Source organism: Pedobacter namyangjuensis (assembly GCF_003313325.1).
Lineage (GTDB): Bacteria > Bacteroidota > Bacteroidia > Sphingobacteriales > Sphingobacteriaceae > Pedobacter > Pedobacter namyangjuensis.
The window spans coordinates 574467-592713 of the sequence record NZ_QMHQ01000002.1; the positions used below are offsets into that span (position 1 = coordinate 574467).

General features: G+C 36.4%; 15 protein-coding genes and 1 riboswitch. Of the genes, 7 read left to right on the forward strand and 8 right to left on the reverse strand.

All coding sequences use genetic code 11. The features are described from left to right. Positions 1-71 precede the first annotated feature (71 nt). Positions 72-563, reverse strand: coding sequence for a lipocalin family protein (locus DUT69_RS09655; protein ID WP_113653453.1), 492 nt, complete (start codon positions 561-563; stop codon positions 72-74). 108 nt (positions 564-671) lie between these two features. Between DUT69_RS09655 and DUT69_RS09660 the strand changes: the two genes are divergently transcribed. The 4 genes from DUT69_RS09660 (at position 672) to DUT69_RS09675 (ending at position 6052) form a co-directional block, all read left to right on the forward strand. Continuing rightward, complete coding sequence (locus DUT69_RS09660) at positions 672-1793, forward strand: trans-sulfuration enzyme family protein (protein WP_113653019.1); 1122 nt, start codon at positions 672-674, stop codon at positions 1791-1793. Between the two features lie 141 nt (positions 1794-1934). After that, positions 1935-2047: riboswitch (SAM riboswitch) on the forward strand. A 263-nt stretch (positions 2048-2310) separates the two neighbouring features. Further along, entirely contained in the window at positions 2311-3648 is a 1338-nt protein-coding gene (locus DUT69_RS09665) for an O-acetylhomoserine aminocarboxypropyltransferase/cysteine synthase family protein (protein ID WP_113653020.1), read from the forward strand. A gap of 4 nt (positions 3649-3652) precedes the next feature. Further along, complete coding sequence (locus DUT69_RS09670; RefSeq protein ID WP_113653021.1) at positions 3653-4741, forward strand: homoserine O-acetyltransferase family protein; 1089 nt, start codon at positions 3653-3655, stop codon at positions 4739-4741. Positions 4742-4810: 69 nt separating this feature from the next. After that, positions 4811-6052, forward strand: coding sequence for a homoserine dehydrogenase (locus DUT69_RS09675; RefSeq protein WP_113653022.1), 1242 nt, complete (start codon positions 4811-4813; stop codon positions 6050-6052). Between the two features lie 318 nt (positions 6053-6370). On the opposite strand, the gene DUT69_RS09680 is transcribed toward DUT69_RS09675, so the two are convergent. Genes DUT69_RS09680 through DUT69_RS09690 form a run of 3 tightly spaced genes read right to left on the reverse strand, consistent with a single transcriptional unit; the run spans position 6371 to position 11761 of the window. Further along, entirely contained in the window at positions 6371-7708 is a 1338-nt protein-coding gene (locus tag DUT69_RS09680) for a dihydrolipoamide acetyltransferase family protein (RefSeq protein ID WP_113653023.1), read from the reverse strand. A gap of 58 nt (positions 7709-7766) precedes the next feature. After that, positions 7767-9014 (reverse strand): competence/damage-inducible protein A, encoded by a 1248-nt coding sequence (locus DUT69_RS09685; protein ID WP_113653024.1) that lies wholly within the window; start codon positions 9012-9014, stop codon positions 7767-7769. Between the two features lie 11 nt (positions 9015-9025). Beyond that, positions 9026-11761 carry a putative LPS assembly protein LptD gene (locus DUT69_RS09690; protein WP_113653025.1) on the reverse strand — a complete coding sequence of 912 codons (2736 nt, stop codon included), beginning with the start codon at positions 11759-11761 and terminating at the stop codon, positions 9026-9028. 56 nt (positions 11762-11817) lie between these two features. Here DUT69_RS09690 and DUT69_RS09695 point away from each other — a divergent pair, with 56 nt between their 5' ends. Genes DUT69_RS09695 through DUT69_RS09705 form a run of 3 tightly spaced genes read left to right on the forward strand, consistent with a single transcriptional unit; the run spans position 11818 to position 14545 of the window. After that, positions 11818-12696, forward strand: a complete 879-nt coding sequence (locus DUT69_RS09695; protein WP_240186689.1) for an N-acetylmuramoyl-L-alanine amidase family protein — start codon at positions 11818-11820, stop codon at positions 12694-12696. Positions 12697-12736: 40 nt separating this feature from the next. Beyond that, positions 12737-13576: an N-acetylmuramoyl-L-alanine amidase family protein gene (locus DUT69_RS09700; protein WP_113653027.1), complete on the forward strand. Its 840-nt coding sequence runs from the start codon at positions 12737-12739 to the stop codon at positions 13574-13576. A 15-nt stretch (positions 13577-13591) separates the two neighbouring features. After that, complete coding sequence (locus tag DUT69_RS09705; RefSeq protein ID WP_113653028.1) at positions 13592-14545, forward strand: MlaD family protein; 954 nt, start codon at positions 13592-13594, stop codon at positions 14543-14545. A gap of 72 nt (positions 14546-14617) precedes the next feature. Here the strand turns inward: DUT69_RS09705 and DUT69_RS09710 are convergent, their stop codons facing one another. The 4 genes from DUT69_RS09710 to DUT69_RS09730 form a co-directional block, all read right to left on the reverse strand. Beyond that, positions 14618-15529, reverse strand: a complete 912-nt coding sequence (locus DUT69_RS09710) for a ribonuclease Z (protein ID WP_113653029.1) — start codon at positions 15527-15529, stop codon at positions 14618-14620. A gap of 4 nt (positions 15530-15533) precedes the next feature. Further along, positions 15534-15920 (reverse strand): STAS domain-containing protein, encoded by a 387-nt coding sequence (locus tag DUT69_RS09715; protein ID WP_113653030.1) that lies wholly within the window; start codon positions 15918-15920, stop codon positions 15534-15536. 35 nt (positions 15921-15955) lie between these two features. After that, entirely contained in the window at positions 15956-16909 is a 954-nt protein-coding gene (locus DUT69_RS09720; protein WP_113653031.1) for a phosphoribosylaminoimidazolesuccinocarboxamide synthase, read from the reverse strand. A 341-nt stretch (positions 16910-17250) separates the two neighbouring features. Continuing rightward, positions 17251-18210: a PhoH family protein gene (locus DUT69_RS09730; protein ID WP_113653033.1), complete on the reverse strand. Its 960-nt coding sequence runs from the start codon at positions 18208-18210 to the stop codon at positions 17251-17253. Between the last annotated feature and the right edge of the window lie 37 nt (positions 18211-18247).

Below are 18247 nucleotides of genomic sequence, written 5' to 3' on the forward strand. Positions count from 1 at the left end.
TATTAAATCGCCTTAAAAAACAAAAGCTCCAATAAATTGGAGCTTTAGGCAAATACTTTTTGTTTAAAAATCTATTTCGCGGCCGCAGTAAAGTTTAAAACGATATAAGCTGTTCTGTTACCATATTCAATTGGCGATTTAATTACCATATTAGTTTTATCAGCGCTAGCCAACATTAAACGGTAGCCATCAGTTACATTTTTAGCTTTATCGCCTTCGTAAAGTTTTTTGAATTGGAAGGTTTCATCGGCTGTGCTTACCGACCAAAATATAGTTTGAGTTTTAGCTGCACAAGTAGTACTTGTTGGTAAACTGTAGCTACCGTTACCACTGTTTGTTAAGCTCCATGTACTACCTACAAAACATTTGTAAGAACTTTCGCCCAAAAATGACTTCACCGCAATTTCAGGAATTCCATCAAAAGTAATGTCGTTTAAAACCCAGTTACCACTTACATCACCACGTTTAGCGGCAACAGTTCCAGTAGTTGTTTTCGGCGAGCAGCTTTGTAACACTATTAGCGAAGTACAAAATAGGGCTGCTATTAAAAATATTCTTTTCATATACTTGTTTTTTGATAGGCTAATTACATAAATCTTGCCAAAACGTAAAAATTGCATAAGATTTTAATTTAGCTTTGTTTTAAATCCTTGTTTTTAAGCTAAAAAAAGATGAAACCAGAAACCGCTGCTATACATACGTTAAACTTAGTAAAATCTGCCACAGGCGATGTAACCATTCCAATAAGTCTTTCGACAACGTTTTTTAGAGACGAAACAGGAGGTTATCCGGGTGGACACATGTATAGTAGAGTGAGCAACCCAAATAGAGATGCATTAGAAAAAGTGATCTCAGTATTGGAACACGGTGCAGAAACTTGTGCGTTTTCCTCAGGCAATACAGCTGGCATGGCTGTTTTTCAGGCACTAAAACCCGGAAGCCATATTATTGCACCAGATGATATGTACTGGGGTTTTAAAAAGCAATTACAAAGTATTTTTGAAGATACGTTAACATTAGATTTTATAGACCTTACAGATTTAAGTAAAGTTGAAAATTACATTAACCCGAACACGGTAATGATCTGGGCTGAAACACCTTCTAACCCACTTTTAAAAATAACTGATATTGCGGAACTTGGTAAAATCTGCAAAAAAAACAATTTGATTTTCGCTGTAGATAGTACTTTTGCTTCGCCGATTTTGCAAAATCCTATTTTGCTGGGAGCCGACATTGTAATGCACTCCACAACAAAGTATATCGGCGGGCATAGCGACGTACTTGGCGGTTCGTTGACAACAGCTGCTACAAATGACTTTTGGGCAAAAATCCGAAACATCCAACAAATTGGCGGAGCCGTTCCATCTCCTTTCGATTGTTTTTTATTGTTACGTAGTTTAAAAACACTGGCGTACCGAATGAAAGGACACTGCGAAAACGCCAGCAAATTAGCACAACATCTAGAAAAACACCCAAAAATTGAAGCAGTGTATTATCCTGGGTTATCTAGCCATCCACAACATGAAATCGTTAAAAAGCAGATGAGCGGTTTTGGCGGAATGCTTTCTATTTTAGTTAAGGGAGATGCTCAGAATGCCCGAAATGTAGTAAATACCGTCAAAATATTTGCTCAAGCAACTAGCTTAGGCGGCGTTGAAAGTTTAATAGAACATAGAGCGTCTGTAGAAGGTCCCGAAACCAAAACACCTCAAAACTTGATTAGAATTTCTGTAGGTTTAGAACATATTGATGATCTAATTGCAGATATAGATCAAGCACTTAATGTAGTCTAGTTGCATATTATTAGAATAAATTAGGGCTAAATTATAATTTTTATAATTTTCAAAATAAAATTTTGTTAATTGAAATTTAATTCTGACATTTGAAATATTATTTGGCGAAAGCGAAGTAAAAATCAAACCTAATTAGGATTTGATTTATAAAGAAGTGGCGAGAGACAGGCTCTTTGACCCACTGGCAACCCTCCCAAACGGAGAAGGTGCCAATTCCTGACCACTCAACATGGTGTTGTTTGGAAATATAAATTAAGTAGATGAAAACAGTAAATCCAATTTCGCAAAGCGATAACTTCTTTTCAGAACCTAACAGTTCAACTGCATTTTTTAATGTAAATATTTTCTGCTGTAATATCCAGGCAAGCAATTGTATGTGCATTTGCATGTACTAATTCAAAAAACTTCGGCTTTGTTTTCTTTTCAATTCTGAAGGTCCCGCGAAGCGGGATACGCCCTACTTTATGCAATCTGCTAAAGTTCAAATTAATTACAAGAAAAAATAAACATTTAAATTATGTCAACTACATATAAATTCGAAACATTACAATTACACGCTGGCCAAGAAATAGACCCAACAACAGGATCTAGAGCAGTACCAATTTACCAAACAACTTCTTACGGTTTTAAAAACTCTGAGCACGGCGCAAATCTTTTCGGCTTAAAAGAGTTTGGTAATATTTATACCCGATTGATGAACCCAACAACAGATGTTTTCGAAAAAAGAATTGCAGCACTTGAAGGCGGTGTGGCAGCTTTGGCCGTTGGTTCTGGTCAGGCAGCGCAGTTTATTGCCCTAAACAATATTTTGCAAGCTGGAGACAATTTTGTTTCTTCTAAACACCTTTACGGCGGTAGCTACAATCAGTTTAAAGTTGCTTTTAAACGTTTAGGCATAGCGGTTAAATTTGCTAGTATAGATAGTGTAGAAGATTTTGAAGAACAAATAGATGAGAAAACCAAAGCAATTTATTTAGAAACCATTGGCAACCCTGCATTTAGCGTTCCTGATTTTGAGAAAATTGCTGCTTTAGCAAAGAAGCATGAGCTACCGTTAGTTGTTGATAATACCTTTGGAGCTGGAGGCTATCTGTTTAAACCTTTAGAGCATGGTGCGCATATTGTTGTAGCTTCTGCAACAAAATGGATTGGCGGACATGGAACAAGCATTGGCGGTGTAATAGTAGATGGTGGCAATTACAATTGGGCAAACGGAAAATTTCCTCAATTTAGCGAACCATCTGAAGGCTACCATGGTTTAGTTTTTGGAGATGTTTTTGGTCAGGAAGGACCTTTCGGCAACATTCAATTTATTATTCGTGCTCGAGTAGAAGGTTTAAGAGATTTCGGTCCTGCCATCTCTCCTTTCAACTCTTTTCAGCTGATCCAAGGTTTAGAGACTTTATCGCTTCGCGTGCAACGCCATGTAGAAAATGCATTGGCGCTAGCAACTTGGTTAGAAAAACACCCAGCTGTTGCTAGTGTAAACTACCCAGGATTAGAAAGTAGCCCTTATCACGCTAATGCGAAAAAATACTTAAGAAATGGTTTTGGCGGAGTTTTATCTTTCGAACTAAAAGGAAGCAAAGAAAATGCGATTTCATTTGTAGATAATTTAAAATTGGTAAGCCATTTAGCAAATGTTGGGGATGCAAAAACGTTAATCATTCAGCCATCTGCAACCACGCATCAGCAATTAAGCGAGGCTGAACAAATACTTGCTGGTGTTTCACCAAATCAATTACGTGTTTCTGTCGGCATAGAGCATATTGACGATATCAAAGCCGATTTCGAGCAATCGCTTGCTTTAATTGAAAGTCAAACTACAACCGATTCATTACAACCTACAGTCTAAAAAAATGTCTAAAAATATAAATACCGAAAATTTTAACACCGCATCTGAAGTTTATAAATATCCAAAAATATTTAAGCTTGAGAGTGGAAAAAAACTACGAAATCTGGAAATCGCCTACCAAACTTACGGCAAATTAAACGCCAATAAAGATAATGTAGTTTGGGCATGCCATGCTTTAACGGCAAATGCAGATGTGTTAGACTGGTGGAAAGGTTTATTTGGCGAAAATGCTTTGTTCAATCCAAAGGATCATTTTATAATTTGCGCTAATATTATTGGCTCAAACTACGGCACAACAAATCCGTTAAGTGAAAATCCAATTACAAAACAGCCGTATTATTTATCATTTCCAGAATTTACGATTAGAGATTTAGCAGCAGCGCATCATTTGCTTGCAACCCACTTGGGCATAACTCAAATTAAAACCTTAATTGGCGGTTCGTTAGGTGGTCAGCAAGTATTAGAATGGTCATTAGCCGGCACAAATACAATTGAAAACTTAATATTGGTGGCTACAAATGCGGTCCACTCTCCTTGGGGAATTGCTTTTAACGAAAGCCAGCGCCTAGCAATTAGTACCGACAGAACTTTTTACGCTAACCAACCAGCAGGTGGTTTAAAAGGTTTAAAAGTGGCTAGAAGTATAGCTTTGTTATCGTACAGAACTTATCAAGCATATAATGATACCCAATTGGAAAGTATTAATGATAAAACCGGCGATTATAGAGCTGCATCGTATCAAAACTACCAAGGCGAAAAACTTTGCAAACGCTTTAACGCCTATAGCTATTGGTATTTAAGCAAAGCGATGGATAGCCATAATGTAGGACGGGGTAGAAAAAGCATAACAGATGCATTATCAAAATTGAAAGCAAATACCTTGGTGGTCGGAATTGAAAACGATGTTTTATTTCCAATAAACGAACAGCAGTTTCTGGCAAAACACATTACCGATGCCACATTTGCAAGTATAAATTGCGCTTATGGACATGATGGTTTTTTAATTGAAACCGATAAATTAACCAATATCATAGGCAACTTTTTAAAAGAGAGTGCAAACAAAAAAATTATAAAATTAAGTAGAACTGCATAAAACGTTTTTCGTTAGTCGTGTAGCGTTTCAAACTAACAACGACAAGCGAACAACGATAAACAACAAAAAATGAGTAAGAAACTAAAAATCGGATTATTTGGCTTCGGCGTTGTGGGACAAGGCTTGCATGACATTATCCGTGGTCAGAACCTAAATTTAGAAATTGTTAAAATAGCAATTAAAAACCCTGATAAAAAGAGGACTTTAGATGCGCATCTTTTTACAACCGATCATAATGAAATTTTAAGCAATCCAGAAATAAATACCATAGTTGAATTAATTGACGATGCGGATGCGGCATTTAATATCACTAAAGCTGCTTTGCAAAGCGGAAAAAATGTTGTTTCTGCAAATAAGAAAATGATTGCTACACATTTGGCAGAGTTAGTTGAACTGCAGGCAAAACACGGCACATCATTGCTTTACGAAGGTGCGGTTTGCGGAAGTATTCCAATTATCAGAAACTTGGAAGAATATTATGACAATGAACTTTTACATGGTATAAGTGGAATTTTTAATGGTTCGTCGAATTACATTTTGTCTAAAATTTTTAACGAAGGTTTAGCTTATGATACCGCTTTAAAGCAAGCTCAAGATTTAGGTTTTGCCGAAACAAATCCAATATTAGATGTTGGCGGCTACGATCCAAAATTCAAGTTAACTATAGCTACAGCCCATGCTTACGGTTTATTTATAAATCCGGATAAAATCCTAAACGTTGGTATACAAAACATTTCGGAAGCCGATATACAATATGCTAGAGAGAAGAATTTTAAGATCAAATTAGTACCTACTGCTAGAAAAATTAGCACTAAACAAGTGGTTACTTTTGTTTTGCCAAAATTTGTAAAGGCCGACGATTTCCTTTACAATGTAGAAAACGAATATAATGGCGTAACTGTTCAGGCTGCATTTGCCGACAAACAGTTTTTCTTTGGAAAAGGTGCAGGAGGCCACCCTACAGGCGCTGCTGTTCTGTCTGATATCGCGGCATTAAGGTATGATTACCGCTACGAGTACAAAAAATACCATCAACAAAATGGTTTAATACATACAGATAAAGTTAGCATTGAAGTGTACTTGCGTTATGTGCATGAATATACTGTAGAAAAGTTGGAGATCGAAAATATTTCTGAGCGTTTCTCTCGCAATGACTACAAATATGTTATCGGTAGCATTAGTCTTAAAAATTTAATTGCAAACCGAGAACTACTTTTAAATAAAGATGTATTTATTGCACAAACCGGCAAGTTAACTTATAGTCAACAAGATATAGCAGCAATTGCCGAAGAAGGCGTTTTTGCGAACTAGAATATTTTTTTGTTTTTGTTTTGATTGCAAAAAGCCTCGATGGATTTCGAGGCTTTTGCTTTTAAAAAATCTTATTTTCAATTTAGTTGATTCTTCATTGCCCATTCGATTGGCAATCTTAATGCTAAACAAAGATTAAATTGGTTAATTGTTGCATTACGATTCCCGTTTTCACAGCAATAAAGAAAGCTCAAATGACATCTTCTATAACTTTTAACAATTGGCGTTTTCAAAAAAAAAGGTCTGCGGTATGCCACAAACCTGATAAAAATTGTAATTTTTAAATGAGATTGCGTCCTTCGTCGCAATGACGGAATCTTAAGAAATCTCTCTGTTAATATCCCAATTCTCCAAATAATCTGCCACACGGCGAACAAATGAACCCCCCAATGCACCATCTACTACCCTATGGTCATAAGAAAGTGATAAAAACATCATATGGCGAATAGCAATTACATCACCAAATTCAGTTTCTAATACTGCTGGTTTCTTTTTAATAGCGCCTACAGCTAAAATAGCAACTTGTGGCTGGTTGATAATCGGAGTACCCATAACATTACCAAAAGAGCCTACGTTTGTTAAAGTGAACGTTCCATTTTGGGTTTCGTCTGGTTTTAATTTAGAGTTTCTAGCACGAGAAGCTAAATCATTAACTGCTTTTGTTAAGCCAACTAAGTTAAGCTGATCTGCATTTTTAATTACCGGAACAATTAGGTTTCCACTTGGTAAAGCCGCTGCCATCCCAATATTAATGTCACGCTTTTTAATAATTTGCGTTCCGTTAACGGTTACGTTAATCATCGGAAAATCTTTTATCGCTCTGCTTACCGCCTCAATAAAAATTGGGGTAAAAGTAATTTTCTCATTCTCACGTTGCTCAAAAGATTTTTTCACTTTGTCTCTCCACATCACCATATTGGTAACGTCAGCTTCTACAAAAGAAGTTACGTGAGGCGAAGTATGCTTGCTCATTACCATGTGCTCGGCAATCAGTTTACGCATTCTGTCCATTTCTATAATCTCATCACCACCACTTAAACTTGGTGCTGGAGCTGGCTTAGATTTCTCTTGTTGTGGCAAAGGTGGCGGGGCTTGCAGTACAACTTCAACTTTTTTCTCGCTTACACCGCCTTTAGTATTTTGAATATAATTTAAAAGATCGTCTTTGGTTACACGACCTTCAGCTCCTGTTCCTTTAATCCCCGCAAGTTCTTCTATAGAAATATTTTCTTCTGCAGCTATGCTTTTTACCAACGGCGAGTAAAAACGATCTGTATTTTTAAAATCTGGTGCATTAGTGTTGGTATTCTGTACTGGCAGTTGGCTAATTCCAGGAATAGTTTCTGCTGTGGGCTCAACTTTTTCAGGCTCAGGTTTTGATTCTTCTACAGCAACTTCAACGTTTTCTGCATTAGCATCAGTTTCTATAATGGCAATTACCGCTCCAACTTGAACTACATCATCGGCAGCAAAAAGTTGTTTAATAAGCTTCCCTGCAACAGGCGACGGAACCTCAGAATCTACTTTATCTGTGGCAATTTCTAAGATAGTATCATCTAACTGAATAGTATCTCCCGGCTGCTTGCTCCATTTAATAATGGTTGCTTCGGCAACGCTTTCTCCCATTTTTGGTAACAATAATTCGTATTGTGCCATATATTAAAGCTGTGTTTATAATTGGTAACGTGGCGCAAAAGTACACCTTTTTAACTATTTATTTTAAATCTTGTTTTAACAGATTGAGTAACAAGCCTAAAGCAGCTGTAGCAGAACGTTCTATATTCTGTATTCTTTTATTACCAAAGGTGAATAATTTACTAACCACAGTATTTTTAGAAGCAACAGCAATCCAAACCGTACCTACGGGTTTTCCAGGCAGACCTCCGTCTGGCCCCGCAATACCACTCACAGCAATTGCATAATCTGTTTTAAAATGATTTATAGCTCCTTGCGCCATTTCTCTAACTGTTTCTTCACTCACTGCACCAAATGTTGTCAAAGTTTCATGCTTAACACCCAAAACAGATTCCTTCATCTCGTAAGAATACGTAACTGCTCCACCGGCAAAAACTGCAGACGAACCTGCATGCTGCGTAATTAAATGAGATATATAACCTCCGGTACAACTTTCTGCAGTAGAGAGCATGAGGTTATTCGCTTGCATCAAATCTAAAATTGCCTTTTCCAAAGCCAAATCTTCCTCTGCTGCAACATTCGGTCTAATTCGCTCAATAATTTTTTGTGCTTCTACGTCTATCTCCTCTTTTAAAATAGCTTCATTATTACCAACAGCACTTAATCGCAGCCTAAGCTGTCCAAGTCGTGGCAAATAAGCTAACTTGATATGGTTCGGCAAAGCGTCTTCAATATCTTCAATTTCTTTTGCTAAAAAAGATTCGCCTAAACCAACTGTTAGAATTGTTTTGTGTACTATAAACGGTAATTTAAAACTTGCAGTAATTCTTGGTAAAATCTCTTCTTCCATTAAATACATCATTTCAAATGGAACGCCAGGCATAGACACAAATATCTTACCTTCTACATCAAACCACATGCAAGGTGCTGTACCATTTTTATTTTGGATAACCGTACATCCATCGGGAACATCTGCTTGTCTAATATTTACGTCTAACATTGGGCGGTTTAAACGAGCGAAAAAAGATTCTACATGTTTTAAAGTTGCTTCATCCGACCTTAAAGGCATGTTAAAATATTTGGCCAAAGTAAGTTTTGTGATGTCGTCTTTTGTTGGGCCTAAACCTCCGGTAATAAGAATAATATCAGCTCTTGTTTTAGCCTCGATTAAGGCATTTACAATATGCTCGGCACCATCAGAAACCGATGTAATTTGCTTTACTTGGACACCAATTTTATTCAGTTCTTTGGCCATCCAGGCCGAATTTGTATCTATAATCTGTCCGATTAAAATTTCGTCTCCAATGGTGATGATTTCAGCAAACATAAAAATGTGTTTTAGTATCTCGTGTAAAAACCTTTACGCTTACTCAATTTAAGATCTTGTAATACAGAAGCTTTTACTTTTATATCGATTGAGTAACTTTGGTAAGCGCCGAACGGAACCCAATTTGCACTTAAATCCCAACAGTGTAAATCTCTGTAAATTGCAAATGATGTCGGCGAAATCTGATTTCTGGTAAAATCGTAGCCAGAGTTAAATTGAACTTTCCATTTTGGCGTTAAATTAAAATCGCCATTAAAGTTTAAACTATTACTTATAGATCTGGTTTCTCTTCTGCCTAAAGCATTATTGTAGCTAAAACTATAAGATAAAGAAATATTCCAAGGGATGTTAAAATCTACGAAGGCATTAGGATCTCGACTTACTGCATTTAATGCATCAATTTGCTCTTGCGTTCTACCAGCAATATTTTGATTTTGGTTTTGACCTTTCAACACATCCATATTCTCATTTCGGCTTTTTAAAGCCTCTGGATTCAAACTATAGTCGGTAGAAAAAGTAAATGAAGTTAAACGAGGCAATCTTCCATCCCTAAAAACCAAGCGATCTGTTTCTTGATATTGGGTTGAGATAACTTGCCCCAAACTATTTTTATTTTCAACTAATTCAACTGTGTAAGGGTTAAACAATCCGCTGAAGTTAAATCCTAATTTATCTGTAAACTGAGAACGTCCAGAGAAATTAATTGGCGCAAGTTTTTTATTATCAATGGCAGCAAAATTATACGAACTAGAAAAAGTTAAACCTTGAATGATCGGAATTTTCTTCTCTCCAGTTCCTGTGGTATCTTTTTTAGAAAGAACTTTTAACTCCACATTATTATCTACCGAAAAACCAATAGCAGCCTGCCTTCCAGCACCTGGGCCGCCGAATAGAGATCCTTCAAAAATAGAATATCGCTCACGCTGGCCGGTGAAACTGTTTACAACATAACCAGAACCGTTAAACTCCGTTGGTACAGATTGCCCTGGTCTTAAGTCGTTGGTATAATATTGTAGATCTTTGTAATAACTTCTTTGAGAAAAATCTGGGCGATAGTTAAAACTAATATTTGGCGTTAAAACGTGCCTAATGGCTTTTATGTTACCAATGGGTTTTGCAAATTCTTTTTTTGCATACAATTTGGTTGACATACCCATACTTAAATTATATTCGCCTACACGTTTAAAACCATTTACAGTATCAATTGCAGTAGTATAAGAACCATTATCTTCTAATAATGCTCTTTTATTAATGGTTTGCAGGTACCATTTTTCCGAATAGTTTGCGGTGGCATTAAAATTTAAATATTGCAGTACGTTAAAAGGCAAACTGATTGGTATATTATGTTGCATACCGTTTACAAAACGGTTTAATCCATTTTTATCAAAAAGCTGATCCTCTGTGGTGTTTACTCGGTTACTCGCCTCCATACTATAGCCCATGGTTAGCTTTTGATACCATTTTTGCTCGCCCACCCTGTCTTTTGGATCGAAAGGACTAATGGTCGACATATTTAAACTCACTTGTGGCAAGGTTAAACTAATGGTTTTGTTCTGCGTTTCTTGCGAGTGCGTTAAGGCGGATGTAAAATTGAATAATCCATCACCGAAAACTTTACCATAAGAAATACTAGAACTCATGGTGTTACGGGCAATTTGATCAAAATCATTGGTTGCTCTTGCGCCTGTTACTCTGTAATAACTACTAGTACCTGCATTTACTGAGGCGCTAAAGGTTGTTCCTGGTCTGGCTAATGGGTTTTGGCTGTGCGACCAGGCAATGTTAAAGGTTTTCTGCGGTTCGAATTCTGGTGTACCTTCCAAACCGTTTCTGGTGTTAGAATAAGCTAAATTAAAGTTGCCACCAAACTTATAGCGTTTTAAATAATTTGTGGCCAAACTCAAATCATAAGAACCATTGGTAAAAATGTTCCCTAACATTTTTGCGTCCCAATAATCGTTAAGCGCTAAGTAATATCCTCCATTTAATAATGCGAAACCTTTTGTTTGATCTTCTTGTGGCGTTGGCAAAATAATACCAGACGATTTTTTATTAGGCTTGGGAAAAAAAGCAAACGGAATGGCTATCGGCAAGGGAACTTGTTCAAACTCCATGTAAACCGGCCCAGTAATAATTTGGTTTTCAGTTGCAATACCTTTAGTGATGTGAATACCATAGTGGTTATGCGGATGTGGCAAATTACAGGTACTGTAAGTGGTACCCGATACGTGAAACTCGTTATCTGGTTGTACCTTTGTTTTTCCACCAGAGAAGAAACCACCTTCTTGTTCAGTTTGCACATTAAAAACCACACCTTGACTAGTATTTGTATTATACGTTAAGGAATCGGCCATTGATGAACCTTCTGCGCCCATTTTAAAAATCGGACGACCAACATACTTTCCTTTTTCGTCTTTAGAACCTTTGGCAAAAATCAAGTTATTTTTTGAGTCGTACCTAATGTAGTCAGCATCTAATTCAAATCCTTCGTAAATTACCCTTGCGTTTCCGTACAGATAAAGAATGCCATTTTTTCTATCAACTCTGGTAGAATCATCATAAGCATATTCCATCTTATCATTTAAGCCACCAGCTTTTCTCATTTTACGCGTCGTATCTCTCTTAACCGTATCTTGCTGTGGCTTCGTTTGCTGAAAGGCGAAATTAGAAGATGCACTTACTTTATTACCAACAGATGTTAGTAAAAGAGCGCAAAATAAAAAAATGATATCCCGTAAAAGTTTCAATTTCGTGTGTGAATGTTATTTTTGCAATAATGTTTATCCCAAAACGTTCAAAATTAATGAAAAATATACCATTGCTTAGGTCAAATAGTATTTTGATGTTATTTATTTCTGCACTAATAACATTACTATCAGTAAATCAGTTAGTTGCGCAAGAATACAAAATTAAAACAATTGTAATAGATGCAGGTCATGGTGGCAAAGACGGCACAACTAGAGGTGCCTACTCTACCGAAAAAGAAGTTGCGCTCAGAACAGCATTGCGTTTAGGCAAGCTTATTGAAGAAAGCATGAAAGACGTTAAGGTTATTTACACACGTAATGATGACACGTTTGTTCCCTTATACGAGCGCATTGCAATTGCTAATAATGCAAAAGCAGATTTGTTTATTTCTATCCACTGCAACGACATGCCCGTTTATCCTACAAAATATATTAGCGGATATACGAAGAATAAAAAAGGCAAAAAAGTTCCTATTTACAAAACTCGGTATGCAAAAAGTACTTCTACCAGAGGTGTAGAAACCTTTGTATCGGGTAGTGGCCGTTTAGATGAGCAAGACGAGTACATCAAAAGAGAAAATGCATCGATATTTCTGGAAGATAACTACAAGGAAAACTACGATGGTTTTGGTAAAGATGATGCAGAGAGCGCAATTATTTTATCATTAATGAAAAATACTTTTAGAACCCAAAGTTTAAAACTTGCCAAACTTGTTCAAGACGAATATGTAAAAGTTGGTCGCGTAAACCGTGGCGTGCAAGAAAAAAGCCTAGCGGTATTGGCTCGTGCAAGTATGCCAGCAATTTTAACCGAAATTGGCTTTTTAAGCAATCCGGCAGAAGAAGATTACATGAACTCTGAAGATGGGCAAATAGAGATTACGCAATGTATCTTAAAGGCGATACAGAGTTATAAACAAAGCGTAGAAATCTAATTTAATATTATTATTATAAATTTGCAGCAAACACACAAAAATGCGATTTACAAAAACACTACTTTTCTTATCTATTTTAATCATCTCTCTAAGTTCAAGTAATGTAATTGCCCAAGGCTATAAAATTAAAACCATTGTAATAGATGCTGGCCATGGTGGCTTTAGATCTGGCGCTGCAGGTTCGTTTTCTTTAGAGAAAAATGTAGCCTTACAAGTAGCGTTAAGGCTGGGCAAAAAGTTTGAAGAAGAGCTGCCAAACATTAAAATAATACAAACCCGCAAAACAGATGTTGATGTAGATTGGTACCGCAGAGCGGAAATTGCGAATGAGGCAAAAGCGGATTTGTTTATTTCCATACACTGTAATTCCATGCCTGATAAAAGAGTACTTACTGGATACAAAACAGTAAAAGGCAAAAAAGTTGCGCAATACAAATACGTTAAAAACAGTACAACCAGTGGCACAGAAACTTTTGTTGGTGCGTACAGACGCATCAACGAGATGGATGCTGGTTTGCGTGAAAATGAAGAAATTTTACAAGACAAAGACTATAAAAAGAAAGGTACTTACGACCCAACTGATCCTGAGGAATTAATTATGTTATCTTTGTACCGTTCGCTTTATCGTACAAAAAGCTTATCGTTGGCTAAAATGATCCAAAAAAACTATACCGACGTAAACAAAAGGGTTAACAGAGGTGTTAAAGAACAAGGATTATTGATTTTGCAACGTGCTGCAATGCCTTCGGTGCTTACAGAAATCGGTTTCATTTCTAACCCTAGCGAAGAAGAATATATCAACTCGGCCGCGGGCCAGGACGAAATTGTAACAGCAATTGTTGATGCAGTAAAACAGTACAAAAAAGAAATTGAGAATTAACAAACAACAAACTACGTGAAAATAAAAAACGAAACTAAAGTAGGCGTATTAGCGGCTGCAGCAATTGCCTTATTAATTATTGGATATAATTTTTTGAAAGGTAATTCAATTTTTTCTAGCGAAACAGTTTTATATGCTAAATACACTCAGGTTGATGGTCTTACCGTATCAAAACCTGTATTAGTTAACGGTTTTCAAATTGGTAGAGTTGATAAGTTAGAATTACAACCTGATGGCACCATTATGGTTACCGTAAAAATAAAATCAGAATATGCTATTCCAAAAAACACCATAGCTCGTTTAGAAAGCACCGATTTATTAGGCGGTAAGGCAATTGTAATGGTTTTAGGTAACAGTACTGAAATAGCTGAAGATGGCTACGTATTAAATGCAAACGTAGAAAAGAGCTTAATGGAGTCTGTGCAACCGGTTCAGAAAAAAGCAGAGCTGATTATCACCAAAATGGATTCGATTTTAACGAGTGTAAACTCTATTTTGAATCCTAACTTTCAGAAAAGCGTTGATAAAAGTTTTACAAGTATTGCTGCAACTTTAGGTTCATTAGAATCAACTTCTAAAAAGGTTGATGCTTTAGTAGGATCAGAAAGTGCTAAATTGTCTGGAATTTTATCTAACGTAGAAGCAATTACTGCAAACTTTAAAAGTAACGGCGCTAAGATTGATGCAGTTTTAACCAACCTAAACACCGTGTCTGATAAAGTTGCCGCGATAAACTTTAAAGAAACTATAGATAAAGCAAATGCAGCTATGTCTGATTTGCAAGCTAGTATGGCTGACTTAAAAGCTGGAAAAGGTTCTTTAGGAAAGCTTCTTAATGATGAAGAACTTTACAACAACCTATCTAATGCTTCTAAAAATCTAGATGCGTTAATGATAGATTTAAAAGCTAATCCGAAGCGTTACGTACACTTCTCTGTATTTGGTGGAGGAAACAAAAAAGATAAATAAGCGGTCTATTAGACGACATAAAAAAACCGATTAGAATTTCTAATCGGTTTTTTTATGACTGAATTATTTTTTTTAAAGCTGATAGGTATTTCCTTCTATTGCAAGTTCGGTAGCCGAAAACTTAGATTTAGCTTCTTCTAGCAATTCGCCCAACGTTTTGTAGCGTGACGAAAAATGGCCAATCAACAATTTCTTCGCCCCTACTATTTCTGCAACTTGTGCAGCTTGTAGCGCAGTTGTATGATGTGTTTCTTTAGCTCTATCTAACATATCGTGCAAGAAAGTTGCTTCGTGATAAAGTGTATCGCAACCTTTAATCGTATCGAAATACCGCTCGTCGTACAAAGTATCAGAGCAATAAGCATAAGCTTTAGGTTTAGCAGAATCTGTCGTATAATCCGTGTTTTTAATAACGGTTCCATCTGGCAAATCTAAGTCTACTCCTCGTTTTAATAGCGGATATAACTCAACAGGAATTTTATCCTGTTCCAGTTTATCAATTAACAATTTGCGCAAGCGCTTTTTTTCCGTAAACTTAAAACCTGTACAAGGAATACGGTGGTTTAAAACGATGGTTTCGACCTTTAAATCATTATTTTCTAAAATAACTTCAGATTTCGTTGCATCGGTTGCAAAATAAATCAACTCGTACTTTAACGTAGTATCAGAATATTTAAACTGTAATTCTAATATCTCCTTAATCGCCTCTGGTGCATAAATATACAAAGGCTTTATTCGACCGTTAAGGTGCATACTTGATAGCAAGCCGATCAAACCAAAATAATGGTCGCCATGCAAATGACTAATAAATATATAATCTATTTTAGACGCCTTAAGCCCAAATTTTAGAAGTTGTTGTTGCGTTCCTTCTGCGCAATCAATTAAATAAAATTTTTCGTTACAATTTAAAAGTTGCGCCGTAGGATTTCTGTTAAACATTGGGGTAGCAGAACTACTCCCTAAAATAGTAACTTCAAACGTCATTAAATTAACCTTTATCTACACCGCCACGTAACTCTTTCTCTATTTCTTCCATAAAGATTAAATCCGTTGCCTCATCTAGCTTATTTACGAAAGTAACCGATTGATGAAGGTTAGACATTTTTATGATGCTTGCTATAGCGTTTTTTACACAGCATACCACAAAAATTCCACCGGCACTTTTGCATAATCTGTCACCTACTAAAAGGCAACTTAAATCTTGAGAATCATTACACTCTTCAACTTCCGATAAATCTAATACAATGTTGCGGTAGCCCTCGGTATTTAACAAGATAAATTCCGATTTTAATGCCGGTGTATTATCGTTGGTAAACCTAGGTTCATCTAACTTTAAAACAACATATTTTTCGTGCTTATCTGTAGAAAACTTCATAAATTTTATTTTTATATAATTACTAAAGTAGCTATTTACTTCGACAATAATTGGTCAATAGCTTTTAAAACATTGTTTTCTATCCTATCTGCAATACTTTCTGCTGGGTTTTTAACAAATTTTTCGCCCGTAATTTGCTCATATAGTTCTATGTAACGTTCAGAAATTGAATCTACAATTTCTGCTGTCATTTCTGGCACAACCTGACCATCCTTACCTTGAAATCCATTTTCGATTAACCATTTACGCACAAACTCCTTCGACAGTTGTTTTTGAGGTTCTCCGGCATCCTGTCTTGCTTGGTAGCCTTCTGCGTAAAAATATCTAGAAGAATCTGGTGTATGAATTTCGTCGATTAGATAAATATCTTCTCCAACTTTACCAAATTCATATTTCGTATCTACCAAAATCAAACCTCGCTCTGCGGCCATTTCAGTACCGCGTTTGTATAATGCCTGCGTATAAGCTTCCAATTTTTCATAATCAACCAAAGAAACAATTCCTTTAGCCAAAATGTCTTCTTTAGAAATGTCTTCATCATGGCCAACCGCCGCTTTAGTTGTCGGCGTAATAATTGGCGTTGGCAATTTATCGTTTTCCTTTAATCCTTCTGGTAAAGCAACCCCACAAACACTACGTTTGCCCAAGCTATACTCCCTCGAAGCATGCCCGGCAAGGTAACCTCTAATTACCATCTCTACTTTAAATGGTTCACAAATCCTACCAACAGTAACCATCTCATCTGGCGTAGCCAAAACCCAATTAGGTACAATATCTTTAGTTGCTGCCAAAAATTTAGCTGCAATTTGATTTAAAACTTGTCCTTTAAATGGAATAGCTTCTGGTAAAACAACATCAAATGCAGAGATTCTATCTGTTACCACCATTGCCATTAACTGATCGTCAATTGTATACACATCGCGAACCTTACCTTTGTAAAAATTGCTTTGCTTTGGGAAATTAAAATTGGTTTCTTTTATTGCTTTCATGAGGCTATAAAAATACAATTTTTAAATAAAAACCCTGTCGATTTTGATGCTACAGGGCTAAAATTATTGTAAATTATTTAATATTCTTTCTAAACTAGCAGAAGAAATTATAGCAATCGGCTTACCCTTAACTATGATTTCGATGGCATTGTTTATTTTCCGTAATTGCAGTCGACCTTTAAAAATTTTAATTTCCTCAGATACTAAAAACCTTGTTAAATTCTTAAGCGTCTCTTTTCTGCAAACCGATTCAAGCCCACCGTCCAAAACTACAATTCTAATTTTGCTACCAGAGGGCTCAAAAACCAATACATATTTACCGTTAAGGATGAGTTGTTGCATTACTGAATATCGCCATAAGCTTTTAAAATTGCTTTTACTAGCTTATGCCTAACTACGTCATCGCCACTTAGGTAAATAATGTCCACCCCTTTTATATCGCCTAAAATACGTAATGCGTTATGTAAACCAGATTGCGCTTTTTTGGGCAAATCTATCTGGGTAATATCGCCGGTTACTATAAACTTAGCAGTTGGCCCCATTCGCGTTAAGAACATTTTCAGTTGCAAATCAGTAGAGTTCTGTGCCTCGTCTAAAATCACAAAACAATTATCTAATGTTCTTCCACGCATAAAAGCCAAAGGAGCAACCTCAATAGTTCTGTTTTCTAGATACAATTTCAGTTTATCTGGCGGAATCATATCGTCCAAAGCGTCATAAAGCGGACGTAAATATGGATCAACTTTTTCCTTTAAATCACCGGGTAAAAAACCTAAGCTCTCTCCTGCCTCTACTGCAGGTCTGGTTAAAATGATACGTTTAATCTCTTTGTTTTTTAGCGCTCTAACTGCCAATGCTACTGCGGTATAAGTTTTTCCAGTTCCGGCAGGGCCGATGGCAAAGAGAATATCATTTTTACCAATACTCTCAACCATTTTGCGTTGATTGGCTGTACGGGCTTTTATCATTAAGCCATGATTGCCGAATACAATCGTTTCTCCAGAATTTACTGGAGCCAAAGTTGCCTCTGTAGTTTCTGTAGATTTTTTCTTCGATCCAAGAATTGCTTCTACTTCGTTATGAGAAAGTGTTCTGTACTTTTCTAAATGAGCAATAAGGGCTTCAAACTTCGCTTCAAATGCTTTTAATTCAGCCTCATCACCTAAAGCTTTTACATCATTGCCTCGGGCAACAATCTTTAATTTAGGGAAAGCCGCTTTAATAAGCTCGTAATGTTCGTTGTTAGCACCCCAAAATTGTACTTGGTCTGTTGTTTCTAATGTTAGCTTTAGTTCGTTCAAAATATTGTATTTTTAATTTTGGAGTGTATATTTCGAT